Below are 19196 nucleotides of genomic sequence, written 5' to 3' on the forward strand. Positions count from 1 at the left end.
ATATCATCTCCTCTCTACTGTATCAATTTAGGGTCAAGCGCATCTCTTAATCCATCTCCAAGCAAATTAAAAGAAAGCACAGTTAAGAAAATTGCAAAACCTGGGAAAAATGTCATATGCCAGTTTAAACCTACGTAAGCTCTTCCTGTACTTAACTGAAGACCCCATTCTGGACTAGGTGCGGCAGCTCCCATTCCTAAAAAGCTTAAACTTGAAGCAGTTAATATAGATGAACCAATGTTCATTGTATAATACACAATTATATTAGACATAGCTCCTGGAAGAATATGTTTAATTAATATTCTCGCATCACTTGCTCCTAAATTCTTTGCCGCTTGAACATAAACTGATTCTTTTTGTGCAAGAGTGCTACTTCTAACAATTCTTGCAAATGATGGAGCACTAAATATTGCTACAGCAATAACTACATTAAATATACCAGGCCCTAGGATTGCCATAATTCCAATTGCTAATATAACACCTGGAAAAGCAAATAGTGTATCTGATATCCTCATAATTATGCTGTCAATAATACCTCCATAATATCCACTTAATAACCCTAAAATTGTTCCTACTATAGCTCCAACAGTAACAGAGGATAACCCAACTGCCAATGATATTCTTGCACCAAGAATAACCCTGCTAAATATATCCCTTCCAAATTCATCTGTACCAAACAAATGCTCTTTTGTAGGTCCTTGTAGAACGTTATTATAATCAAATTCATCTACTCCATAAGGGACAATCATTTCCCCAAAAATCGATAATATAACTAGAATCAATATAAACAATAACGCAACAATCGCTGTTTTTTGCCTTTTAAACTTCATTAAAAACTCTGCGAAAGGAGTTCTAATGTCTTGTTTTTCACTTTTTTCCATTTTTTCAGTCAAAGTTTTTCCTCCTTTCTATTGTAATTGTATCTCAGGATTTAAAGCCGCATAAATCAAATCTACCAACAAATTAATTAAAACAAAATGTAATGAAAAAATTAAAATCAATGATTGAATCATTGGATAATCTCTAAAATTTACTGAATCAATCAAAAGACTTCCTAATCCTGAATATGCAAATACTGATTCAGTAACAACTGACCCGCCTAACAAAAATCCAAACTGTAATCCAACTACTGTTACAACAGACATCATTGAATTTCTAAAAACATGTTTCCAAAGTACTTTATTTTCTTTTAAACCTTTTGCTCTAGCAGTTCTAATATAATCCTCTTTTAAAACTTCTATTATTGATGATCTTGTAAATCTTGCTATAATTGCAGCAACACTAGCCCCTAATGTTATTGAAGGCAGAATTAAATGTTTGATACTACCTGAACCAACTGTTGGAAGCAAATTTAATTTAACTGCAATAATATCTATTAAAATTAATCCTAACCAAAATGATGGTATTGATATACCAGATACAGCGAATGTCATACCTGCATAATCTTGCCATTTAGATCTGTTTTTGCCTGAGAATACTCCAATGAAAACGCCAAATAAAACAGACCAAAACAAACTTGCAACAGTTAATTTTACTGTGTTCATATATCGTAAACCAATTTCATATGATACTGGTCTTTTTGTTTTTAAGGAATCTCCCATATCTCCCTTTAATAAACCTAACATGTAATCCTTATATTGATCGATTACAGGTTTGTTTAAGCCAAGGGATTCTCTAATCATTTCTACATCTTCTAATGTTGCATCTGGTCCTGCTACTCTTCTTGCCGGATCGCCTGGTATAAATCTTACAAACATAAATACAAATATAGAAATTAAAATTATAGTTGGAATTACTGCTAAAAGTCTTTTAATAAAATAACGTAGCATTTTATTTCACCACCTTGTATACTTTATTACTGCTTAAATATTATAATCGAAATCCTACTAATATAGGACTTTATCACAACTACTCATAAATCAAGAAATAAAATATTGGTATAAAGTTTAAATAAATTATACCAATATTTTAAAGTTAAATTTAAATTATTTTACATATAAACTTTATCTATTGTACAACTCTTCCATTCGTTACGTCTAAAGACCCATCCGGAGTTGTAAGTATTCCACTTACATTATTTCTAGAAGCAAAAGATGTTTCATCAACAGTGAAAAATATCATTGGAGCATCTTCCCAAACAATTTTTTGTGCTTTAACATATGCTTCTTCTCTTTTTTCTGGATCTGCAGTAGCTAAAGCAGCTTGTATTTCTTTATCAAATTCCGGATTGCTATAGTATGCAATATTGTATGATACTGGTGGGAATGACTCTGAAGCTGCTAATGGTCTTAAACCCCAGTCAGCATCACCTGTTGAAGGTGACCATCCTATAAGATACATTTCAACTCCTACATCTTTACCAGGAGTTCCTTCTGCATATCCTGTAATATTTTGATCCAAAGTTCCAACTTCCATATTTTCAACATTTACTGTGATTCCAACTAATGATAATTGTTGTTTAATAAATTGACTTGCTTTTATGTTAGTTGTAGTGTTATTACTCCAAAGTTTTACTTCAAAACCATCTTCATATCCAGCTTCTTTTAATAAAGATTTAGCTTTTTCAACATCGTAATCATATGGTGTTTGAGCACTATAATACTGTACATTTGGAGCTATCAAAGAATCCATCGGTGCAGTAAAACCATTATATACTACGTTACTATAGGCCTCTTTATCAATAGCATAATTTAAGGCTTGTCTAACTTTTACATCATTAAAAGGTTCTTTTTCTGTATTTAAAGTGACATAACGTACTATTATTGATGGAATTGTTGTAACTGTAAGTTCGTCATTCGATCTTAAACTTTCAATTTGCTCTGTTGGAACAGGGAAAATGAAATCAGCATCTCCCGATTGAAGCATTGCTATTCTTGTACCATTTTCTACAACAGGTTTAAATGTAATTGAAGTAAACTCAGGCGCCCCACCCCAATAATCTTGATTAGCTGTTACTGTTAAATTTTCACCTGGTTTCCATTCCTTAAATACATATCTACCAGTACCTACAGGATGTTGAGATACTTCTTTTCCATATTCCTCAAGAGCTTTTGGACTTACCATTAAACCTGCTGGATGTGCTAATGTATTAATCATTGCACCAAATGGCTCACTTAAAGTAATTTTAATAGTATATTCATCTACTTTTTCATTTTTAGAGATAAGTTTAAATAAACTATTCCTCTTAAGTCCTTGAGTTTGATCAGCAAGCCTATCTAAATTAACAATAGCTGCATCTGCATTCCAATCAACTCCATCACTGAATTTTACACCTTCTCTTAATTTAATAGTAAATTCAGTAGCGTCATCATTAGCTGTATAGCTTTCAGCTAATAAAGGAATTACTTTCATATCTTTGTCAAATCCAAATAATCCTTCCATCATTGTTTTTTGTGCTGAACCTGATAATGTATCATTAGCATCAGCGGGATCCATTGTAATAAAATCAGCAGCAGTTGCTATAACTATATCTGTTTTAGCAGTTTTATTTGGTGTTTCTGTTTCTGAAGTGTTAGGTACTTCTGATGTTTCTTGAGGATTTGAACAACCAACCAGAACCATACCCATAATTAAAATTACACTTAAAAATGATAATAACTTTCTTTTCATAATTTAACCTGTCCTCTCTTTCGCTCAAATTACAAATTCATAATTTCTACTGAGCTTATTTTAGTTTTATTATAATGTGATTGAAGATATGGTCAATTATAAATCGACTATACAATATCTCTCAACAAATTTCTATAATTATAAGATAGTATGTTATTAAAGTCAATTACTTTTTTTCGTTTTTACGAATTTTATTGATAGTACGCAGGCTTATAGTTCGCATTTTTGTTTGCGGTAAAACGTTTATTTTATAACTGTTGTCTTTTGCCATGCCTTAAATTTCATCAATTATTGTGATTTCATAAATTATACAAATATTATGATTTGTACTTATATAGACATACACAAAGCAAAACACATTGTATGCATATTTATTCATACAATGTGTTTTTTATTCTTGATACATTTTAAACTACATCATCTTTAAATTATCAATATTCTATTAAAACAATATCATTTTCTTTTAATCCTGATATTACCTCTACATTTTTATCACCCTTAAGACCCGTTATAATTTCTGTTTCTATTTCTTCTGTTCCATTGATTAGTGTTACATATTCTTTATGAGATTTTTCATATACGGCATCTCTATCAATAAGTAGTACATTATTTTTTTCTTCTATTACTATTACAATATCTACATCTGTTCCAATTTTAAGATTGTTGTTTTCCTTTAAATCTGCTTCTATTCTTATTCGTTTTTGTTCAACACCAAGGTCAGAAACTTTAGATTGTGCCTTAGGATAAATTCTATTTACTATCAATTCTTCATCTATTTCATCACCATTCATTATTATAAATGGCATTTCATCAGTTATTTCATGTGCATCTTCTGCTAATATTTCTACATATATACCAAGATTACTTTCATCTTGTATCTCTACAACAGGCACTCCTGTTTGCGTCATACTACCTTGATGTACATTTAATTCAGTTACAACTCCATCAAATTCTGCTATAATTGAAGTTTGTTCTAAGTTCTTTTCCAATATTTTTATTTGTACCATAATTTCCTCAATTTGAGCTTCATATTGCCTTTTTACATTAGATGATACACCTTGCAAGATTTGGTCATAATTATTTTTTGCTTCTTGCAATTGATTTTCTAGTAGTAACACATTATTTTCTGCCTCTTCATAATCCACTTGACTTACTACATTATTTTCATATAAAGTCTTTATTTTATCAAAATTACTTCTTGCAAAATCTAAATTATTCTCTATTGTATTAATATTTAGCTTAATATTAGATACTTCTTGAAAATCTGCACCTTTAGCTGATTCGTTATATTCTGCTGTAATTGCTTCAACTTGCTTATTAGCTCTTTCGATTTCTAATTCAAAATTACTTTCATAAGTTAAAATCACATCACCTTTTTTAACTTTATCACCAACTTTAACATTAAGAACTTCCACCTTCTGACTCATATCTGAATAAAACGTATTAATTCTTTTAGAATAAACTGAACCTGTTTCTTCAATGGTTTTTTGAATAGTACCCAATCCTACAGTTGTTGTCTGTCCTTCATATGATTCCTTTTCTTTTGTAAATACTGATATTGCAATAACAAGTCCTAAAATTATAAATATTGCTATTATGAAATACTTTTTTTTAATCTTCATATAACCCTCCAAATTCTCTTTATTATGATATTCTATTTTTAAGTGCTTGCATAAAATCTAACTTGTTAATTTTCGTATAAGTCAAATATTGTGCCATAATCAAAAACACTATTGTTAAAAATATTGATATAATAACTCCACTAGCTGCAACAGGTTCATTCATTGTATATACGTCTGTAGAAAATGACTTGCCCATATAATCAATAAGCCATAAACCCAATGGTATACCTATAATGATTCCTATGAATGACATAATCATATTTTCCCTTATCAGCATATTGAAAATTTCATTTTTAGTAAATCCCATAACACGCAACGAGGAAAATTCTAAAGTTCTTTCATTTATACTCATTAGAGTCATGCTATATACAATTATGAATCCTAAAAGTCCAGAAAACACTACCATAAAACTCATAGAAACAGCAGTAATTGTAGTAAATTCTTCAAACATACCTTTCATATCTTCTTGGGACTGAATTGTATTAATGTTATTCATATCATCTAACTTTTTAGAAACATCATCATTTGAATTAAGATAGATACCGTTAATTATACCTTTATCCAAAAACCTACTGTTCATGTAATCCATGTTCATATATCCATTAATTCCTAAACTTTGTTTTACAATTCCTTTAACAGTTACATAACTGTCATCTTTATTGGGTAAGAAATTTTTTACGAATACTTCATCCCCAATATTAACATTTAAAGAATCTGCTAAATTTGAAGAAATTAGAATTCCTTCAGAGGGAATTTTTAAATCATTTCCTTTCAAATCTTGAAAACCATAAAATACAGAGTTATTTTGTAGTCCTATTATGTTAACAATTTTAGATTTCCTTCCATTTTCTATTTCAAATGGCAATTCAATTCTACCTTCCATATCCGTTACATTAACTTGTTTCGCAACTTCTTTTTTTACATTTTCATCTTGAAATCCTGTAAAGTTTATATTATATTCTACCTTCATAAATTCACTATAATGCCTGTTAAACATTATATCTATTATATCAATCATCCATATAGTCATAATTAACATGCCACAAGTAATCGCTACAGCTGCTCCAATAAAAGCAAACTTTTTCTTTTCTCTGAAAATATTTCTTAATACCATTTTCCAAGAAAAAGGTACATAATTCCAAATAAATTTCATATTTTCTATAATAATTCTTTTCCCCTTCTTGGGAGATTCTGGTTTCATAGATTCTGCTGGATTAATTTTTATTATTCCTCGAATTCCCCAGAATCCAGACATTATACAGAATAACAATGATAAAATAACCGAAGTTATAATACGATTATAATAAACTTTAATTGTAAGCATAGGAATATTAAAAAATACCAAATAATAGTTAGTCATTACACTGGATAAGGCAGTTCCTAATAATGACCCTATAAGTCCGCCTATAATTCCTATAGAAGCAGCATATTTTAAATAATGTATAATTATTTCACTGTTTGTAAATCCTAAGGCTTTTAAAATTCCTATAGAAGTTCTATCTTTTTTTACAATTCTTGAGAGCATAGAAGATAACATGATTCCAGCAAATACTAAAAATACTACAGGAATAGATTGAGACATCATTTCTAGCCCATCAATTTCCTGACTCATCATATTATTGCTTAATTGTTCATCTTTTTTTATTACTCTTTTTACTCCGTATTTCTCTAAATTGTCTTCTAGATAATCAACAGTTTGGTCTAAATTATCCATATCATTTATGTTTATAATTATTTCATTGTAATTTCCATTTGCACCATATATTTTTCTTAAATAATCTTCTTCTATAAATACTATTCCAAAACTTTCAGGATCCGGAAGTAAAGTTTGCTCATTTTCCATAATATAAACATATTCTGAGCTAGATGCAATTGCAGATACATTAAATGTATACTCCCTACCATTTATCTGAAGTTTCACTTTATCTCCCAAGTTAATATTTCTAGCTGTTGCAAATTGCTCAATTACAATTATGTCCTTTTCTGATAATTCTCTTTTACCTGATTTAACAAACAACTTATTTAACTTATTTTCATTTTTATTTACAGAAACAGCTCTTATATTTACTTTTTCATCATCGTCTTCAGTGATAAATGATGTATCAAAAACAAGCCTTGCTTCAGCTTCTTTTATATCAGATTCCCCTATTAAACTACTCTCAAGTTTTTCAGGAATACTGACAGCAGTTACAAAAATATCTGAAAAATTTGTTTCTTCATAATATTCATTTAGTGAGTCCTTCAAATTAAGTGCGGAATTATTTACAGCTGTAAATACAAATAAACCAGTTATAACTATAGCTAAAACTGCTATATATTGACCTTTAGTACTTCTTATCATTCTGAAAAGTCTTTTATCAAGCTTTTTCATTACCACTCAATCCTTTCAGGTGAAATAGGGTCATCATTCACTACAACTTCTGTGATTTTTCCGCTTCGCATTTTTATAACTCTATCTGCCATTTCTGCAATAGAAGAATTATGAGTTATAACTATTATTGTATTCTTATATTTTATATTTACATCCTTTAGAACTTTTAGAATTGATATACCTGTTTCGAAATCTAATGCGCCAGTTGGTTCATCACATAATAATATTTGAGGGTTTTTAGCAACTGCCCTTGCTATTGCAACTCTCTGTTGTTCTCCACCGCTCATTTGTGAAGGAAAATGATCTATTCTATCTCCTAACCCTACAGAAGACATAACTTCTTCAATATCAATTGAATCTTCGCCAATTTCTGTTGCTAGCTCTACATTTTCTCTAGCTGTTAAAGTAGCCATAAGATTATAAAATTGAAATACAAAACCTATTTTATTTCTTCGATATTTCGTTAGTCCTTTATCATTCATATCTGTCAACAACTCATCATTGAAATATACTTTACCACTAGAAGGTGTATCCATTCCGCCAATTATATTTAATAAGGTGCTTTTTCCAGACCCACTAGGTCCTAATATAACAATAAACTCACCTTTACATACTTCAAAACTTGCATCTTCTAAAGCTTTTACTGTTACTTCTCCCATTTGATAATATTTGCTTAAATTTTCAACTTTTAAAACTATTTTGCTCATTATGTTCACCCCCACATCAATTTTATTAGCCATCTTTTTGCTCATTTAATATTCCATACATAACAATTTTCATTAACTTTATATATTCTTCTTTCATCTCTTCATAATACATTTTAAAGTTAGCAGTATCATCTGTTAAATATGGTGTGAATTTCAATTCAATTATATTAGTAATTGCTGTTATAATAGAAATAACATTATTAACATCAATATCTCTTTTCAATGACAGATTTTTGATAATTTCAGCCATAATATTATAACCTATCTCCTTTAATTCGGAATATCTTTTGTCAAGTTCTGATTTTAGTTTTGGAGGAGAGTTATAAAAACTTTTTATTACTAACTTATAATGCAAAGGATTCTTTATGAAAAAATTATATTTATTCTCCATCAATTTCATAAGTATTGTTATCAAATCAGTATCTTGCAAATCAATCTTATTGTAATTAAATAATAAATCATCTAATATATCATCCACACATTCATTTATAGTTGTCATGTAAAGTTTTTCTTTAGTACCAAAATAATGAAATATCAATCCTTTAGATACATCAGCTTTTATACTAATACTATCTGTACTTGCTTTTTCAAATCCATGTTCAGAAAATTCTTCAAGACTAGCTATAAGTATTCTTTCTTTTTTTGATTTGTCCAACATTATTAGTATCCTTTCATTTACTTTTATTTACATCATTGACTAGTAAGTCAATATTATATATTATATTGACTAATTAGTCAATATATGAATAATTTTGTTTGAATTGAAAATAAAAAGGAGTTAAGGACCTCTATATTATCCTTAACTCTAACCTTAAACTCCACTCCCAATACTACAAATCTGATATATAATAAAGATATTGAATATTAAAGCTACTCCCGTAATAATAACAAATTTGAGTTTCTTAGTTTTGTGATGAAACAGAAACATTGCAACGATACTTCCAAAAGAGCCTCCAAAAAATTGAGTTAAATGCAGAGTCCTTTCCTTAATTCTCCATCTATCTTTTTTTGCTTTCCATTTATCTATATAAAATAATACAAAAGATATTACATTTATAAAAATCAAATACATTAAAATATATTTTATATAATCCATAATTTCCCCTAATTCTTTAATTTAGCAATAAGTTTATTTATAGGTCTACCTTCATTAACAAATCGCTCCTCATATTCAGTCATAATATTATTTTGACAATAAGTACTATTATGTAAATCCCTCGTTACTAAAATCAAATCCCAGTTATCTTCTTTAAATTGTTTTATTGAATATTCAAATAAATCATTATTATCTGTTTTCATATGAATCTCTCCACTGTCTGTTAGTACCATTTTATAAACATAAAGAAAATTTCTATGCGTCATCCTTCTTTTATAATGAGATGGTTTCGGCCAAGGGTCGGAAAAATTTAAATAAATTCTTTCTATTGATTTAGGATTAAATACTTCCTTTATAATATCACCATTGGAATAAACTATATAATAATTATCAGGATCATTTTCATAAACAGATTTAGCACATCTGTATGCTACTTTTACGCTTTTTTCAAATCCAATATAATTTATTTCTGGATTTTGTAGTGCATTATCTCTTAAGAATTTTCCTTTACCGCACCCTAATTCAATGTATATTGGATTATTATTATTAAATAAATCATTTAGTTTATAATTTCTTTTTTCTGGTTCAGTAATTGCTTTGCTGTGCTGTTGTAAATACTCATACTGGCCAGGTACATATCTCAATCTCATAATTGCTCCTCTAACATTATGATTAAATTCTACATTATTTCAGTCTTTTAAACAATAGAAATTTTAATATTTATTATAATATTATTATCTATTGCTTTTACTTAAAAAAAATAGTAATATACTAATAAATTAAATAAAAATTTTAAAAAATATTGAGGTGGTGAACAATGGATTTTATCTTAAACTTATCTGGACCCGCTTTGTATGTAGTTATTTTTTGTGCAAAAATAGTAGAAGTAACAATCTCAACTATTAGATTAGTATATATAAATAAGGGAGAAAAGATAATAGGAGCAATCCTTGGGTTTGTTGAAATATTAATATGGTTAATTGTAGTAAGTTCTGTTTTAACAAATATTGCAGAAGACCCAATAAAAGTATTTATCTATGCAGCAGCCTTTGCACTTGGCAATTATATCGGAGTTACAATAGAATCTAAAATAGCTGTTGGGCTAGCTTCTATACAAGTTGTAATAAATGAAGGTACTGGAGAAGTATTAGCTGATATTCTTAGAGAACAGGGATTTGGTGTAACAATAATAGAAGGAAAAGGTAAAAATAACAGTAAAAAGAATTTACTATTTATTCAATTAAAGAGAAAAAGAATACCCGAAGCTATTAATTTAATAAAGAAATATAATCCAAAAGCATATATTACTGTAAATGATATTAAATCAATGATGGGTGGTTTCGTAAAAAAATAATAGTAATTGTAAATAGCTGTCTCAAAAATTTATGAGACAGCTATTTTATTTATCTTATTGAACAAAGGCATTATAAATTGCTTTAATAGCTAATTCAAAGTCTCTATCTTCTACTCCAACAATAATATTAATTTCACTTGACCCTTGGTCTATCATACGAATATTAATTTTATTATTTCCTAATGCTGAAAACAACCTAGCTGAAATACCAGGTCTAGAAGCCATATTAATTCCTACAGTGGTAATAAGACTTAAGTTTTTAAAAACATTTACTGTTTCAGTATTGCATTTTGTTTTTATTTCTTCAACAATTTCATGATCTATTTTATCTACACTATCTGATGGAAGTACAATTGAAAAACTGTCTATTCCAGAAGGAACATGATCTATGCTTATTTTTCGATTTTCAAATACTTCTAAAGCTTTTTTAATTGTCCCAACTTCGTTTGCCATATGTTCCTTATGAACATAAAACAAAGAAAAGTTCTTTTTCCCCGCTATTCCTGTAATAATATGATCAGTTTCATAATTTCCATCTATCTGGTCATTTCCTATAATGATAGTCCCTGAATTATTTGGATCATTAGTATTCTTAATATTTATAGGTATACCTGCTTGTCTAACTGGAAATATAGCTTCATCGTGTAATACTGAAGCTCCCATATATGAAAGTTCTCTAAGTTCCTGATAAGTTATCTTTTTTATTTGTTTAGGGTTTTTTATAATTCTAGGATCTGCCATTAAAAAACCTGACACGTCTGTCCAATTTTCATACATATCAGCATTTATAGCACTTGAAATAAGTGCTCCCGTTATATCTGATCCACCTCTTGAAAAAGTCTTTATACTTCCATCTGGATATGATCCATAAAATCCTGGGATAATAACTTTTTTTGAACCTTTCAAAATATGACTTATTTTTTCATTTGTTTTTTCTTTATTTAAAGTACCGTCGTAATTAAAAAAAATTAAATCTTTTGCATCTATAAAATCACATTTCAAATAATCTGATAATAATAATGCACTTAAATATTCACCTCTACTAACAATATAATCTTCTTCACATTTATTGTTTAAATTCTCTCTTATAATTTTAAATTCATTTTTCAAATCAACAGACAATTTTAATTCATCATTTATTGTCTGAAACCTTTCTTCAATAATATTAAAAACAGGATCATAGGGTACTGAATATTTTACATGGGCTTGCGTCAAATATAACAAGTCAGTAATTTTATTATCTTCTTTAAACCTTTTCCCTGGGGCTGATACTACAACATATTTTCTTTCATCATTACTTTTAACTATATCATGTACTTTTTTAAACTGAAATGCATCAGCTAAAGAAGTACCACCAAATTTTGCAACCTTGACCATTTGCTCCTCCTGTTTGTATAATAACTTTTATACAATACCATAGCTTAAAAAAAATGTCAACATATTTAATACGTTTGTATTCTATGCGCAAACATTATTCTGGTATTGTAAAAAAACTGGGTTTAAATAATGGAAAAAGATTGTCCCAGTTTTATTAAATTTATGTCACAAAGATATTTTTTAATGATTTTTTAAGAAAGATGTATTATAATCAACTATCGTATATATAAATTAAATAGTTAATCTTATAGTTGACGATTAAAAAAACAGAAAAAAATTTTAGGAAATAAAAGCTTTGTAAGGTTTAAATATTAAAAACTATATTAATAAATAATGAAATTATTAATGGAAACTCTATAATAGGACATATTAAATATCAGTATGGGAGATGAAAATTATGTTATGTTCAGTATGCAAGAAAAACATTGCAGTAATATATGTTAACAAAGTACAAGAAGGTAAAATGCAAACAATGGGCTTGTGTATTCCTTGCGCAAAAAAACAAGGCATTGCCCCTATGGAACAAATTATGAAACAAAGTGGTATGAATCCAGAGGATTTCGAAAATATAAACAATCAACTTTCAGAAGTAATGGGTGATTTAGATTTAGATAAATTGTCACAAAATATCGAAGGTGAAGATAAAGAAAATATGAATTCCATTATGAACTTAATGAACTCCGCATTTTCAGGCCTTACAAATTCTAATAATAAAGATTTCCAACCTGAGGAAGAGGAGCAAGAAGATATTAAAGTTCCTAATGGAAAGTTTAGCTATGGAACAAAATTAAAGGAAAAGGTCAAGCGCAAAAAATTAAAATATCTTGATACTTATGGAACCAATTTAACAGAACAAGCAAGATACGGTGACTTAGACAGAATAATAGGAAGAAATAGAGAAATAGATAGAGTTGTCCAAATTTTAAACAGACGTTCAAAAAACAATCCTGTTTTAATAGGAGAACCTGGTGTTGGTAAAACTGCTATTGCAGAAGGTTTAGCTGTTAGAATTGCTGACAAACAAGTACCAGTTAAGTTATTTAAAACAGAAATTTACCTGCTTGATTTAACTGCTGTAGTTGCAGGAACTCAATTTAGAGGCCAGTTTGAATCTAGAATGAAGGCAATTATTGATGAAGCGAAAAAGGCAGGAAATATTATTATTGTAATAGATGAATTACACAACATTGTGGGAGCTGGAGAGGCAGAAGGTGGTGCAATGAATGCCGCTAACATTTTAAAACCAGCCCTTGCTAGAGGTGAGGTTCAAATAATAGGAGCTACAACCCTTGAAGAATATAGAAAACATATTGAAAAAGACACAGCATTAGAAAGAAGATTCCAGCCTGTTATTGTAGATGAGCCATCAATAGAGGACTCAATCGAAATTCTTAAGGGAATTAAGGACTATTATGAAAATTATCATAGAGTTAAAATAACAGATGAAGTAATTAATCAAGCTGTTTTCATGTCAGAAAGATATATTACAGATAGATTTCTTCCCGATAAAGCTATTGATGTTTTAGATGAAGCCGGCTCAAGAGCTAACTTAAAAAACAAAGGATTGGTCGAACTTGAAGCTTTGAAAACTGAAATAACAAAAATCAGAGAAGAAAAGGAAAAGGCTGCAGAAGAAGATGATTATGAAAGAGCAGCCGAACTAAAGGTAAATGAAATACGTGTTGATACAAAAATTAGAGAATTATCTAAGGAATGTGATAATGTTTATTTAACAGTAGAAGATATTGCTTATGTTATTGAAGCATGGACAAAAATACCAGTACAAAGAATCAATGAAGCAGAAGCTGAAAAGTTAATTCAATTAGAAAATAGGCTTCACAAGAGAGTTATTGGACAACATCAAGCTGTTACCAGCTTATCTAGAGCTATAAGAAGAAATCGCTCTGGTTTTAAGAAAAAAAAGAAACCTTCATCATTTATATTTGTTGGACCTACAGGTGTTGGTAAAACTGAGCTTGCTCGAACTTTAGCTTTTGAGCTGTTTGAAAGTGAAGATGCTATGATTAGACTTGATATGTCTGAATATATGGAAAAACATACTGTTTCAAAATTAATAGGAGCGCCTCCCGGATATGTTGGTTTCGATCAAGCTGGATTTTTAACAGAAAAAATACGAAGAAAACCATATTCAGTAATACTATTAGATGAAATTGAAAAGGCTCATGAAGATGTATTTAATATACTTCTTCAAATCCTTGAAGATGGAAGACTTACTGATAACCAAGGTAGAACTGTTAATTTTGAAAATACTGTTATAATTATGACATCAAATGCAGGTAGCAACATTAAAAGTAATAAAATAGGATTTGATAATAAAGAATACGAAGCTATGGAATCAAAGGTTAAAGATGCATTAAAGCAAACTTTTAGACCTGAATTTCTGAATCGTATAGATGATATAATAGTATTTAGTAAATTATCAAAAGAAGAATTAAGTAGTATTATAGAATTAATGCTTAAAGAAGTTTATGATGAAGGAATGGAAAAGAAAATTACTATAAACGTAACTGAGAAAATGAAAAATTTCATTTTAGAGAAGGGTTATGATTCAAAATACGGTGCGAGACCTTTAAGACGGTCTATTCAAAAATACGTTGAAGATGAAATATCAGAAGCTTATTTAAAAAATATTATAAAAGAAAATAGTATAGTAACAGTAACTGTAAATGACTCAGAAAAAACTGAACTAATTGTTGAATAAACAAACTATAGGGGATGCATGCATCCCCTATTATTGTCTATATACTACTTATTAACAAATCCAATTCCAAGAACACCAGGACCTGCGTGAGTACCTATTACCGGACCTATCTCTTGCTCAATAATATTTTTAATCTTATATTTATTTTCAATAGCTTCTCTTAATACCTTAAGCTGTTCTATGTTACGACCATGAAATAAGAGAATTGTTTTATCAGATAAATCAAAGTTATTCTCTTCAATCCACTTGTCAAACCACCTTATTGTTTTGTTATTCCCTCTAATCTTATCAATAACATTTATCTTCCCTTCTTTTATCCTAATAATTGGCTTTATGTTTAAAATCGAGCCAACAACAGCTTGACCTTTTGAAAGTCTTCCGCCTTTTTCAAGATATTTGAGAGTATCTAATACCGCAACTGCTTCAACTTTATCTTTTAAAACTTCCAAAGTTTCAACAATTTCTTGAATATTCTTATTTTGATTAACTAATTCTATGGCTTCTAAAATAAGAGCAAACGATCCAAGAGTAACACTTCTTGAGTCAATTAAATGAATTTTATCTCCACCTATCATATCTTTTGCTATTCTTGCAGATTCATATGTACCACTAAATTCTGAAGCTAAAAATAATCCTATTATTTCATCCCCTTGTAACAATATCTCACTAAATGTTTCAACAAATGTTCCTGGAGAAACTTGAGATGTAGTAGGAAGTTTTTCTGATTTACTTAGTAACTCAAAAAATTCATCTGATTTTATTTCGATTTTATCTAAATAAGATTTATCTTCAAAATTAACTGTTAGCGGTACCATTATCAAATTATATTTGTCAATTATCTCTGGTGTTACATCTGATGTGCTATCTATTATTATTCTAATACCCATATATACCTCACTATATTATTCTTAATCAAAACTTTAGACTTTAAAATTTATATTTCTTTTTAAAGAAGTTATCAATATTAGTTAAAGTCTCTATTAAAACTTCCTCTTCATGTTTATCCAATTCTTCCAATGCGCTTAATACTAAATCTTTATGAAAGTCTTCATGTGATTTAAATGCTTTAATACCCTTTTCATTAAGTTTAATTTTAACTACACGTCTATCTTCATCAGAGCGGTGTCTTTCAACATAACCCTTTTTTACAAGATTATCTACTGCAGTAGTAAGGGTGCCTGATGTTACTCTTAAATCCTTGGCAGTATCTGACATAGTTCGATCCTTATCAACGCCTATACTCTCGATTACATGCATTTCAGAAATTGACAAATTTTTAAATTCACCTCTGCGTAAGCATTTTTCTTCAATGTCCAATATATTAGCAAAAAGTCTTACAAGTATTTCATTCAACGTTTCATGACTACTCATTAAACCACCTCATTTACTTTGATAATCAAATTATATTTGCAAACATACATTTTGTCAAGTACTTTATACTCATATATATTTATAATAATTTAATTGTATATCTCCATAAAAAGTCTTTTGCTTCTTCTGCATAATCAATATTTATACGTTTACTTTTTTCTACTAAAAAATTAGTATATTCATCATCTAATAAGTATATTTCTTCTTTAGTTAAATCAACACCGTTATCTTCCTTTGATATATCCAAAGCAATACAAAGCTTTCCTGGTCCATTTGATAAGTTTTTTAGTTGCTGTTTACTAATTTCGTTTAATGATTTATTGTATCGATTATTGCACATTAATCCAATGTTTTCAACTGGTTCTGCAGCTCTAATGAGAACTGCACTACAAACACCCTCGCCTTCAGTAACAAAATTTAAACAATAATACATACCATAAATAAGATATACGTATGTGTAACCCGGAGGTCCATACATAATTTTTGTACGTTTAGTTATTTTACCCCCATAACCATGACTAGCCTTATCTATTGCCCCTATATATGCCTCTGTTTCCGTAATACGAGCTTTAATAATGTTACCGTCATATTGTCTAACTAAAACTTTCCCAATCAATTCTTGTGCTACAATCCGCGCATCTCTATTATAAAAATTTCTATTCAACTTATACATAACTATTCCTGTTTCTTTATTATAATTTAAATAACTTTTTAAAATTTTCTTTTGTTTGTTCTGCTACTACCTCAACAGGAAGATTTTTTATTATTGCAATTTCTTCAGCTACATATTTTACATATGAGGGCTCATTTCTTTTTCCTCTATAAGGTACTGGAGTCAAATATGGAGAATCTGTTTCTATTAGCAAATATTCTAAAGGTATTTCCTTTGCAACTAATTTTGGTGTTTTTGCCTTTTTAAATGTAACAGGTCCACCAAGGGATATCATAAAACCTAGTTTAATAAATTCTTTTGCCATTTCAACACTACTAGAAAAGCAATGTATAATTCCTCTTGTACCATCATAATGTTCTTCATTAATGATTCTATAAACATCTTCATGAGCATCTCTATCATGGACAATATAAGGTAAGTCTACATCTTTAGCAAGTTTTATTTGTTCTCTAAACCATTTTTTTTGAACTTCTCTATCAGAATTATCATAGTAATAGTCTAAACCGATTTCCCCTATTCCCACTACTTTTTCATTCTTTGTATACTCTTTAAAAATTTCAATAGTTTCGTATGTCATATATTTAGAATCATGTGGATGACACCCTATGGCAGCATATATATTTTTATATTTATTTGCTATATTAACTGCATTTTTAGAGGACTTCAAGTCTGCTCCTGGGTTTAATACTAAATCTATTCCATTATTTTTTAATGAATTTATTAACTCATCTCTGTCATCATTAAATCTATCGTCATCAAGATGAGCATGACTATCTACATATTTAATTTCCACTTTTTTTATCCTTCTTACTCTTTTTTTTATTGCTTCTATATTCTTTTACTGTATATTTAAACTTAGCTAATTCATCATCATCCTTCTTAAACAATAAATCTACATTAATTTCTCTATTCATATTCAAATGTAATACCTTTACCTTAACCCTACCCTTTGCATCAGGTTTCAAATAATTAACACTTTTTATGTTTTCCCATCGAATTAATGTCGTTCTTTTGTATATGCCTAATGTTGTAACGCGTGTTTTCTTTGTTAATGGAACATATAAAACTATTAACATAATTGGCAAAACAACCATAAACATTGAGTCAGTTCCATTAAAACTTTTTGTTTTGAACATTTGAAATAATATTACACCAGAAGAAAATATCATAAAAGCAAGTAATAAACGACTTGCTAATCTCATTGTTTTATCATCTTCATTTAAAAAGTACAATATTTCAATATTTTCTTTTTCATATTGTCTATTGTTTTTAAAATTTGTATATATTAGAAAACCACAAAGTACTAAAATAATGGGATATAAAATTGTTGAAACATTCATAATTTAGGTCCTTTCACTTTTAAATTTCTGTAAATTTTATCATATTTTTGCTAGTAGTTCAACTATAACAAAATAATTGAAGGCAATCCTTAATATTTATTACAATTTAAATTATCTCATAAAGGTTATATTTTTACAAGAATAAACATAATAACTTTTTACAAACATGTCTATGTAATACTAAAAGCGCGGGACGCATAAAATGCGTCCCCTACAGTGTAGAATATTAGTTTTAAAATAACTTATACCAGAATTTTTATTTAAATGTAGGGTATGCATTTTATGCATACCGCAAGACGTGTGTATGTTGCATTATATACTTAAAAACTAGGAGGAACCATCGCCCAAATAGAAATTGATTTATCTATACCATTATTTAAAAACCTATGAGGTATCGTACTATCAAGGTAGATACTGTCTCCCTCTTTTAAACTGTATACGTTTTCACCTGATAAAATATTTAATGATCCCTTAATGACAACTCCACATTCCTCACCTTCATGACATATTAGTTCATCGCAATTTGAGTCATTTGGTTCAATTTCTATCCAAATTAGTTCAATTGATTTCTTTAAATCTGGACTTAGAAGTTCATATATTCTACTCGAATTATTCATCAATATTTTTTTTCTTTCTTCCTTGCGAACAACTTTATTAGTTTCTCCATATTCATTAAAAAAATAATTCATTGTTACATTTAAAGCTTTAGAAATCTTCCATAAGGAGGCAACTGAAGGACCAGTTATATCTCTCTCTATTTGACTTATTAAACCTTTACTTAAACCTGATTTCTCTGAAAGTTGTTCTATACTCATTTTATATTTTTGTCTTAGAGATCTAATCTTTTCACCTAATTCCATAATTTAACACCTTCCTCACTTATGTTGTTTTCTATCTCTTTTAAATAAAAAATTATAAAAGGAGTTGCTTCGCAACGCCGCTAGGGTGACCTAT

18 protein-coding genes are annotated in these 19196 nt (G+C 28.8%); 2 read left to right on the forward strand and 16 right to left on the reverse strand.

The genetic code is table 11. From position 1 onward, the window contains the following. Positions 1–14: 14 nt before the first annotated feature. The 9 genes from U8307_RS04560 to trmB all read right to left on the reverse strand — a co-directional run bounded on the left by U8307_RS04560 (position 15) and on the right by trmB (position 10055). Complete coding sequence (locus tag U8307_RS04560) at positions 15–881, reverse strand: ABC transporter permease subunit (RefSeq protein WP_326911542.1); 867 nt, start codon at positions 879–881, stop codon at positions 15–17. Positions 882–908: 27 nt separating this feature from the next. Beyond that, positions 909–1829 (reverse strand): ABC transporter permease subunit, encoded by a 921-nt coding sequence (locus U8307_RS04565; protein WP_326910581.1) that lies wholly within the window; start codon positions 1827–1829, stop codon positions 909–911. Between the two features lie 178 nt (positions 1830–2007). Then, entirely contained in the window at positions 2008–3609 is a 1602-nt protein-coding gene (locus U8307_RS04570) for a glutathione ABC transporter substrate-binding protein (protein WP_326910583.1), read from the reverse strand. A gap of 431 nt (positions 3610–4040) precedes the next feature. Beyond that, on the reverse strand, positions 4041–5231 hold the full coding sequence (locus U8307_RS04575; RefSeq protein WP_326910585.1) for an efflux RND transporter periplasmic adaptor subunit: 1191 nt from the start codon (positions 5229–5231) through the stop codon (positions 4041–4043). Positions 5232–5253: 22 nt separating this feature from the next. Then, the gene (locus tag U8307_RS04580; protein ID WP_326910587.1) at positions 5254–7602 is read right to left on the reverse strand and encodes an ABC transporter permease; all 2349 of its coding nucleotides are present in this window, start codon (positions 7600–7602) and stop codon (positions 5254–5256) included. Continuing rightward, the gene (locus tag U8307_RS04585; RefSeq protein ID WP_326911543.1) at positions 7602–8312 is read right to left on the reverse strand and encodes an ABC transporter ATP-binding protein; all 711 of its coding nucleotides are present in this window, start codon (positions 8310–8312) and stop codon (positions 7602–7604) included. Before U8307_RS04585 ends, U8307_RS04580 begins: the two co-directional genes overlap by 1 nt. Positions 8313–8334: 22 nt before the next feature. Further along, positions 8335–8967 (reverse strand): TetR/AcrR family transcriptional regulator, encoded by a 633-nt coding sequence (locus U8307_RS04590; protein WP_326910589.1) that lies wholly within the window; start codon positions 8965–8967, stop codon positions 8335–8337. A 153-nt stretch (positions 8968–9120) separates the two neighbouring features. Beyond that, positions 9121–9405, reverse strand: a complete 285-nt coding sequence (locus U8307_RS04595; RefSeq protein ID WP_326910591.1) for a DUF1294 domain-containing protein — start codon at positions 9403–9405, stop codon at positions 9121–9123. Positions 9406–9413: 8 nt separating this feature from the next. Then, positions 9414–10055, reverse strand: coding sequence for a tRNA (guanosine(46)-N7)-methyltransferase TrmB (gene trmB, locus U8307_RS04600; RefSeq protein WP_326910592.1), 642 nt, complete (start codon positions 10053–10055; stop codon positions 9414–9416). Between the two features lie 167 nt (positions 10056–10222). On the opposite strand from trmB, the gene U8307_RS04605 reads away from it, so the two are divergent. Then, on the forward strand, positions 10223–10759 hold the full coding sequence (locus U8307_RS04605; protein WP_326910594.1) for a DUF2179 domain-containing protein: 537 nt from the start codon (positions 10223–10225) through the stop codon (positions 10757–10759). 54 nt (positions 10760–10813) lie between these two features. Here U8307_RS04605 and U8307_RS04610 read toward each other — a convergent pair whose 3' ends face one another. Continuing rightward, positions 10814–12136 (reverse strand): aspartate kinase, encoded by a 1323-nt coding sequence (locus U8307_RS04610; protein ID WP_326910596.1) that lies wholly within the window; start codon positions 12134–12136, stop codon positions 10814–10816. 394 nt (positions 12137–12530) lie between these two features. Between U8307_RS04610 and U8307_RS04615 the strand changes: the two genes are divergently transcribed. Continuing rightward, positions 12531–14858, forward strand: a complete 2328-nt coding sequence (locus tag U8307_RS04615; RefSeq protein WP_326911545.1) for an ATP-dependent Clp protease ATP-binding subunit — start codon at positions 12531–12533, stop codon at positions 14856–14858. Positions 14859–14902: 44 nt separating this feature from the next. On the opposite strand, the gene U8307_RS04620 is transcribed toward U8307_RS04615, so the two are convergent. The 6 genes from U8307_RS04620 to U8307_RS04645 form a co-directional block, all read right to left on the reverse strand. Next, positions 14903–15745, reverse strand: coding sequence for a DegV family protein (locus tag U8307_RS04620; protein WP_326910598.1), 843 nt, complete (start codon positions 15743–15745; stop codon positions 14903–14905). 40 nt (positions 15746–15785) lie between these two features. Further along, complete coding sequence (locus U8307_RS04625; RefSeq protein WP_326910599.1) at positions 15786–16229, reverse strand: MarR family winged helix-turn-helix transcriptional regulator; 444 nt, start codon at positions 16227–16229, stop codon at positions 15786–15788. A 79-nt stretch (positions 16230–16308) separates the two neighbouring features. Then, complete coding sequence (locus U8307_RS04630; RefSeq protein WP_326910601.1) at positions 16309–16902, reverse strand: DNA-3-methyladenine glycosylase; 594 nt, start codon at positions 16900–16902, stop codon at positions 16309–16311. 19 nt (positions 16903–16921) lie between these two features. After that, positions 16922–17695 carry a TatD family hydrolase gene (locus U8307_RS04635; protein ID WP_326910603.1) on the reverse strand — a complete coding sequence of 258 codons (774 nt, stop codon included), beginning with the start codon at positions 17693–17695 and terminating at the stop codon, positions 16922–16924. After that, complete coding sequence (locus tag U8307_RS04640; protein ID WP_326910605.1) at positions 17685–18242, reverse strand: hypothetical protein; 558 nt, start codon at positions 18240–18242, stop codon at positions 17685–17687. The genes U8307_RS04635 and U8307_RS04640 overlap by 11 nt, the downstream gene beginning before the upstream one ends. A 320-nt stretch (positions 18243–18562) precedes the next feature. After that, a complete protein-coding gene (locus tag U8307_RS04645; protein ID WP_326910607.1) occupies positions 18563–19102 on the reverse strand; it encodes a helix-turn-helix domain-containing protein in 540 nt (179 codons plus the stop codon). Positions 19103–19196: the final 94 nt, after the last annotated feature.

Source organism: Sedimentibacter sp. MB31-C6 (genome assembly GCF_035934735.1).
Taxonomy (GTDB): domain Bacteria; phylum Bacillota; class Clostridia; order Tissierellales; family Sedimentibacteraceae; genus Sedimentibacter.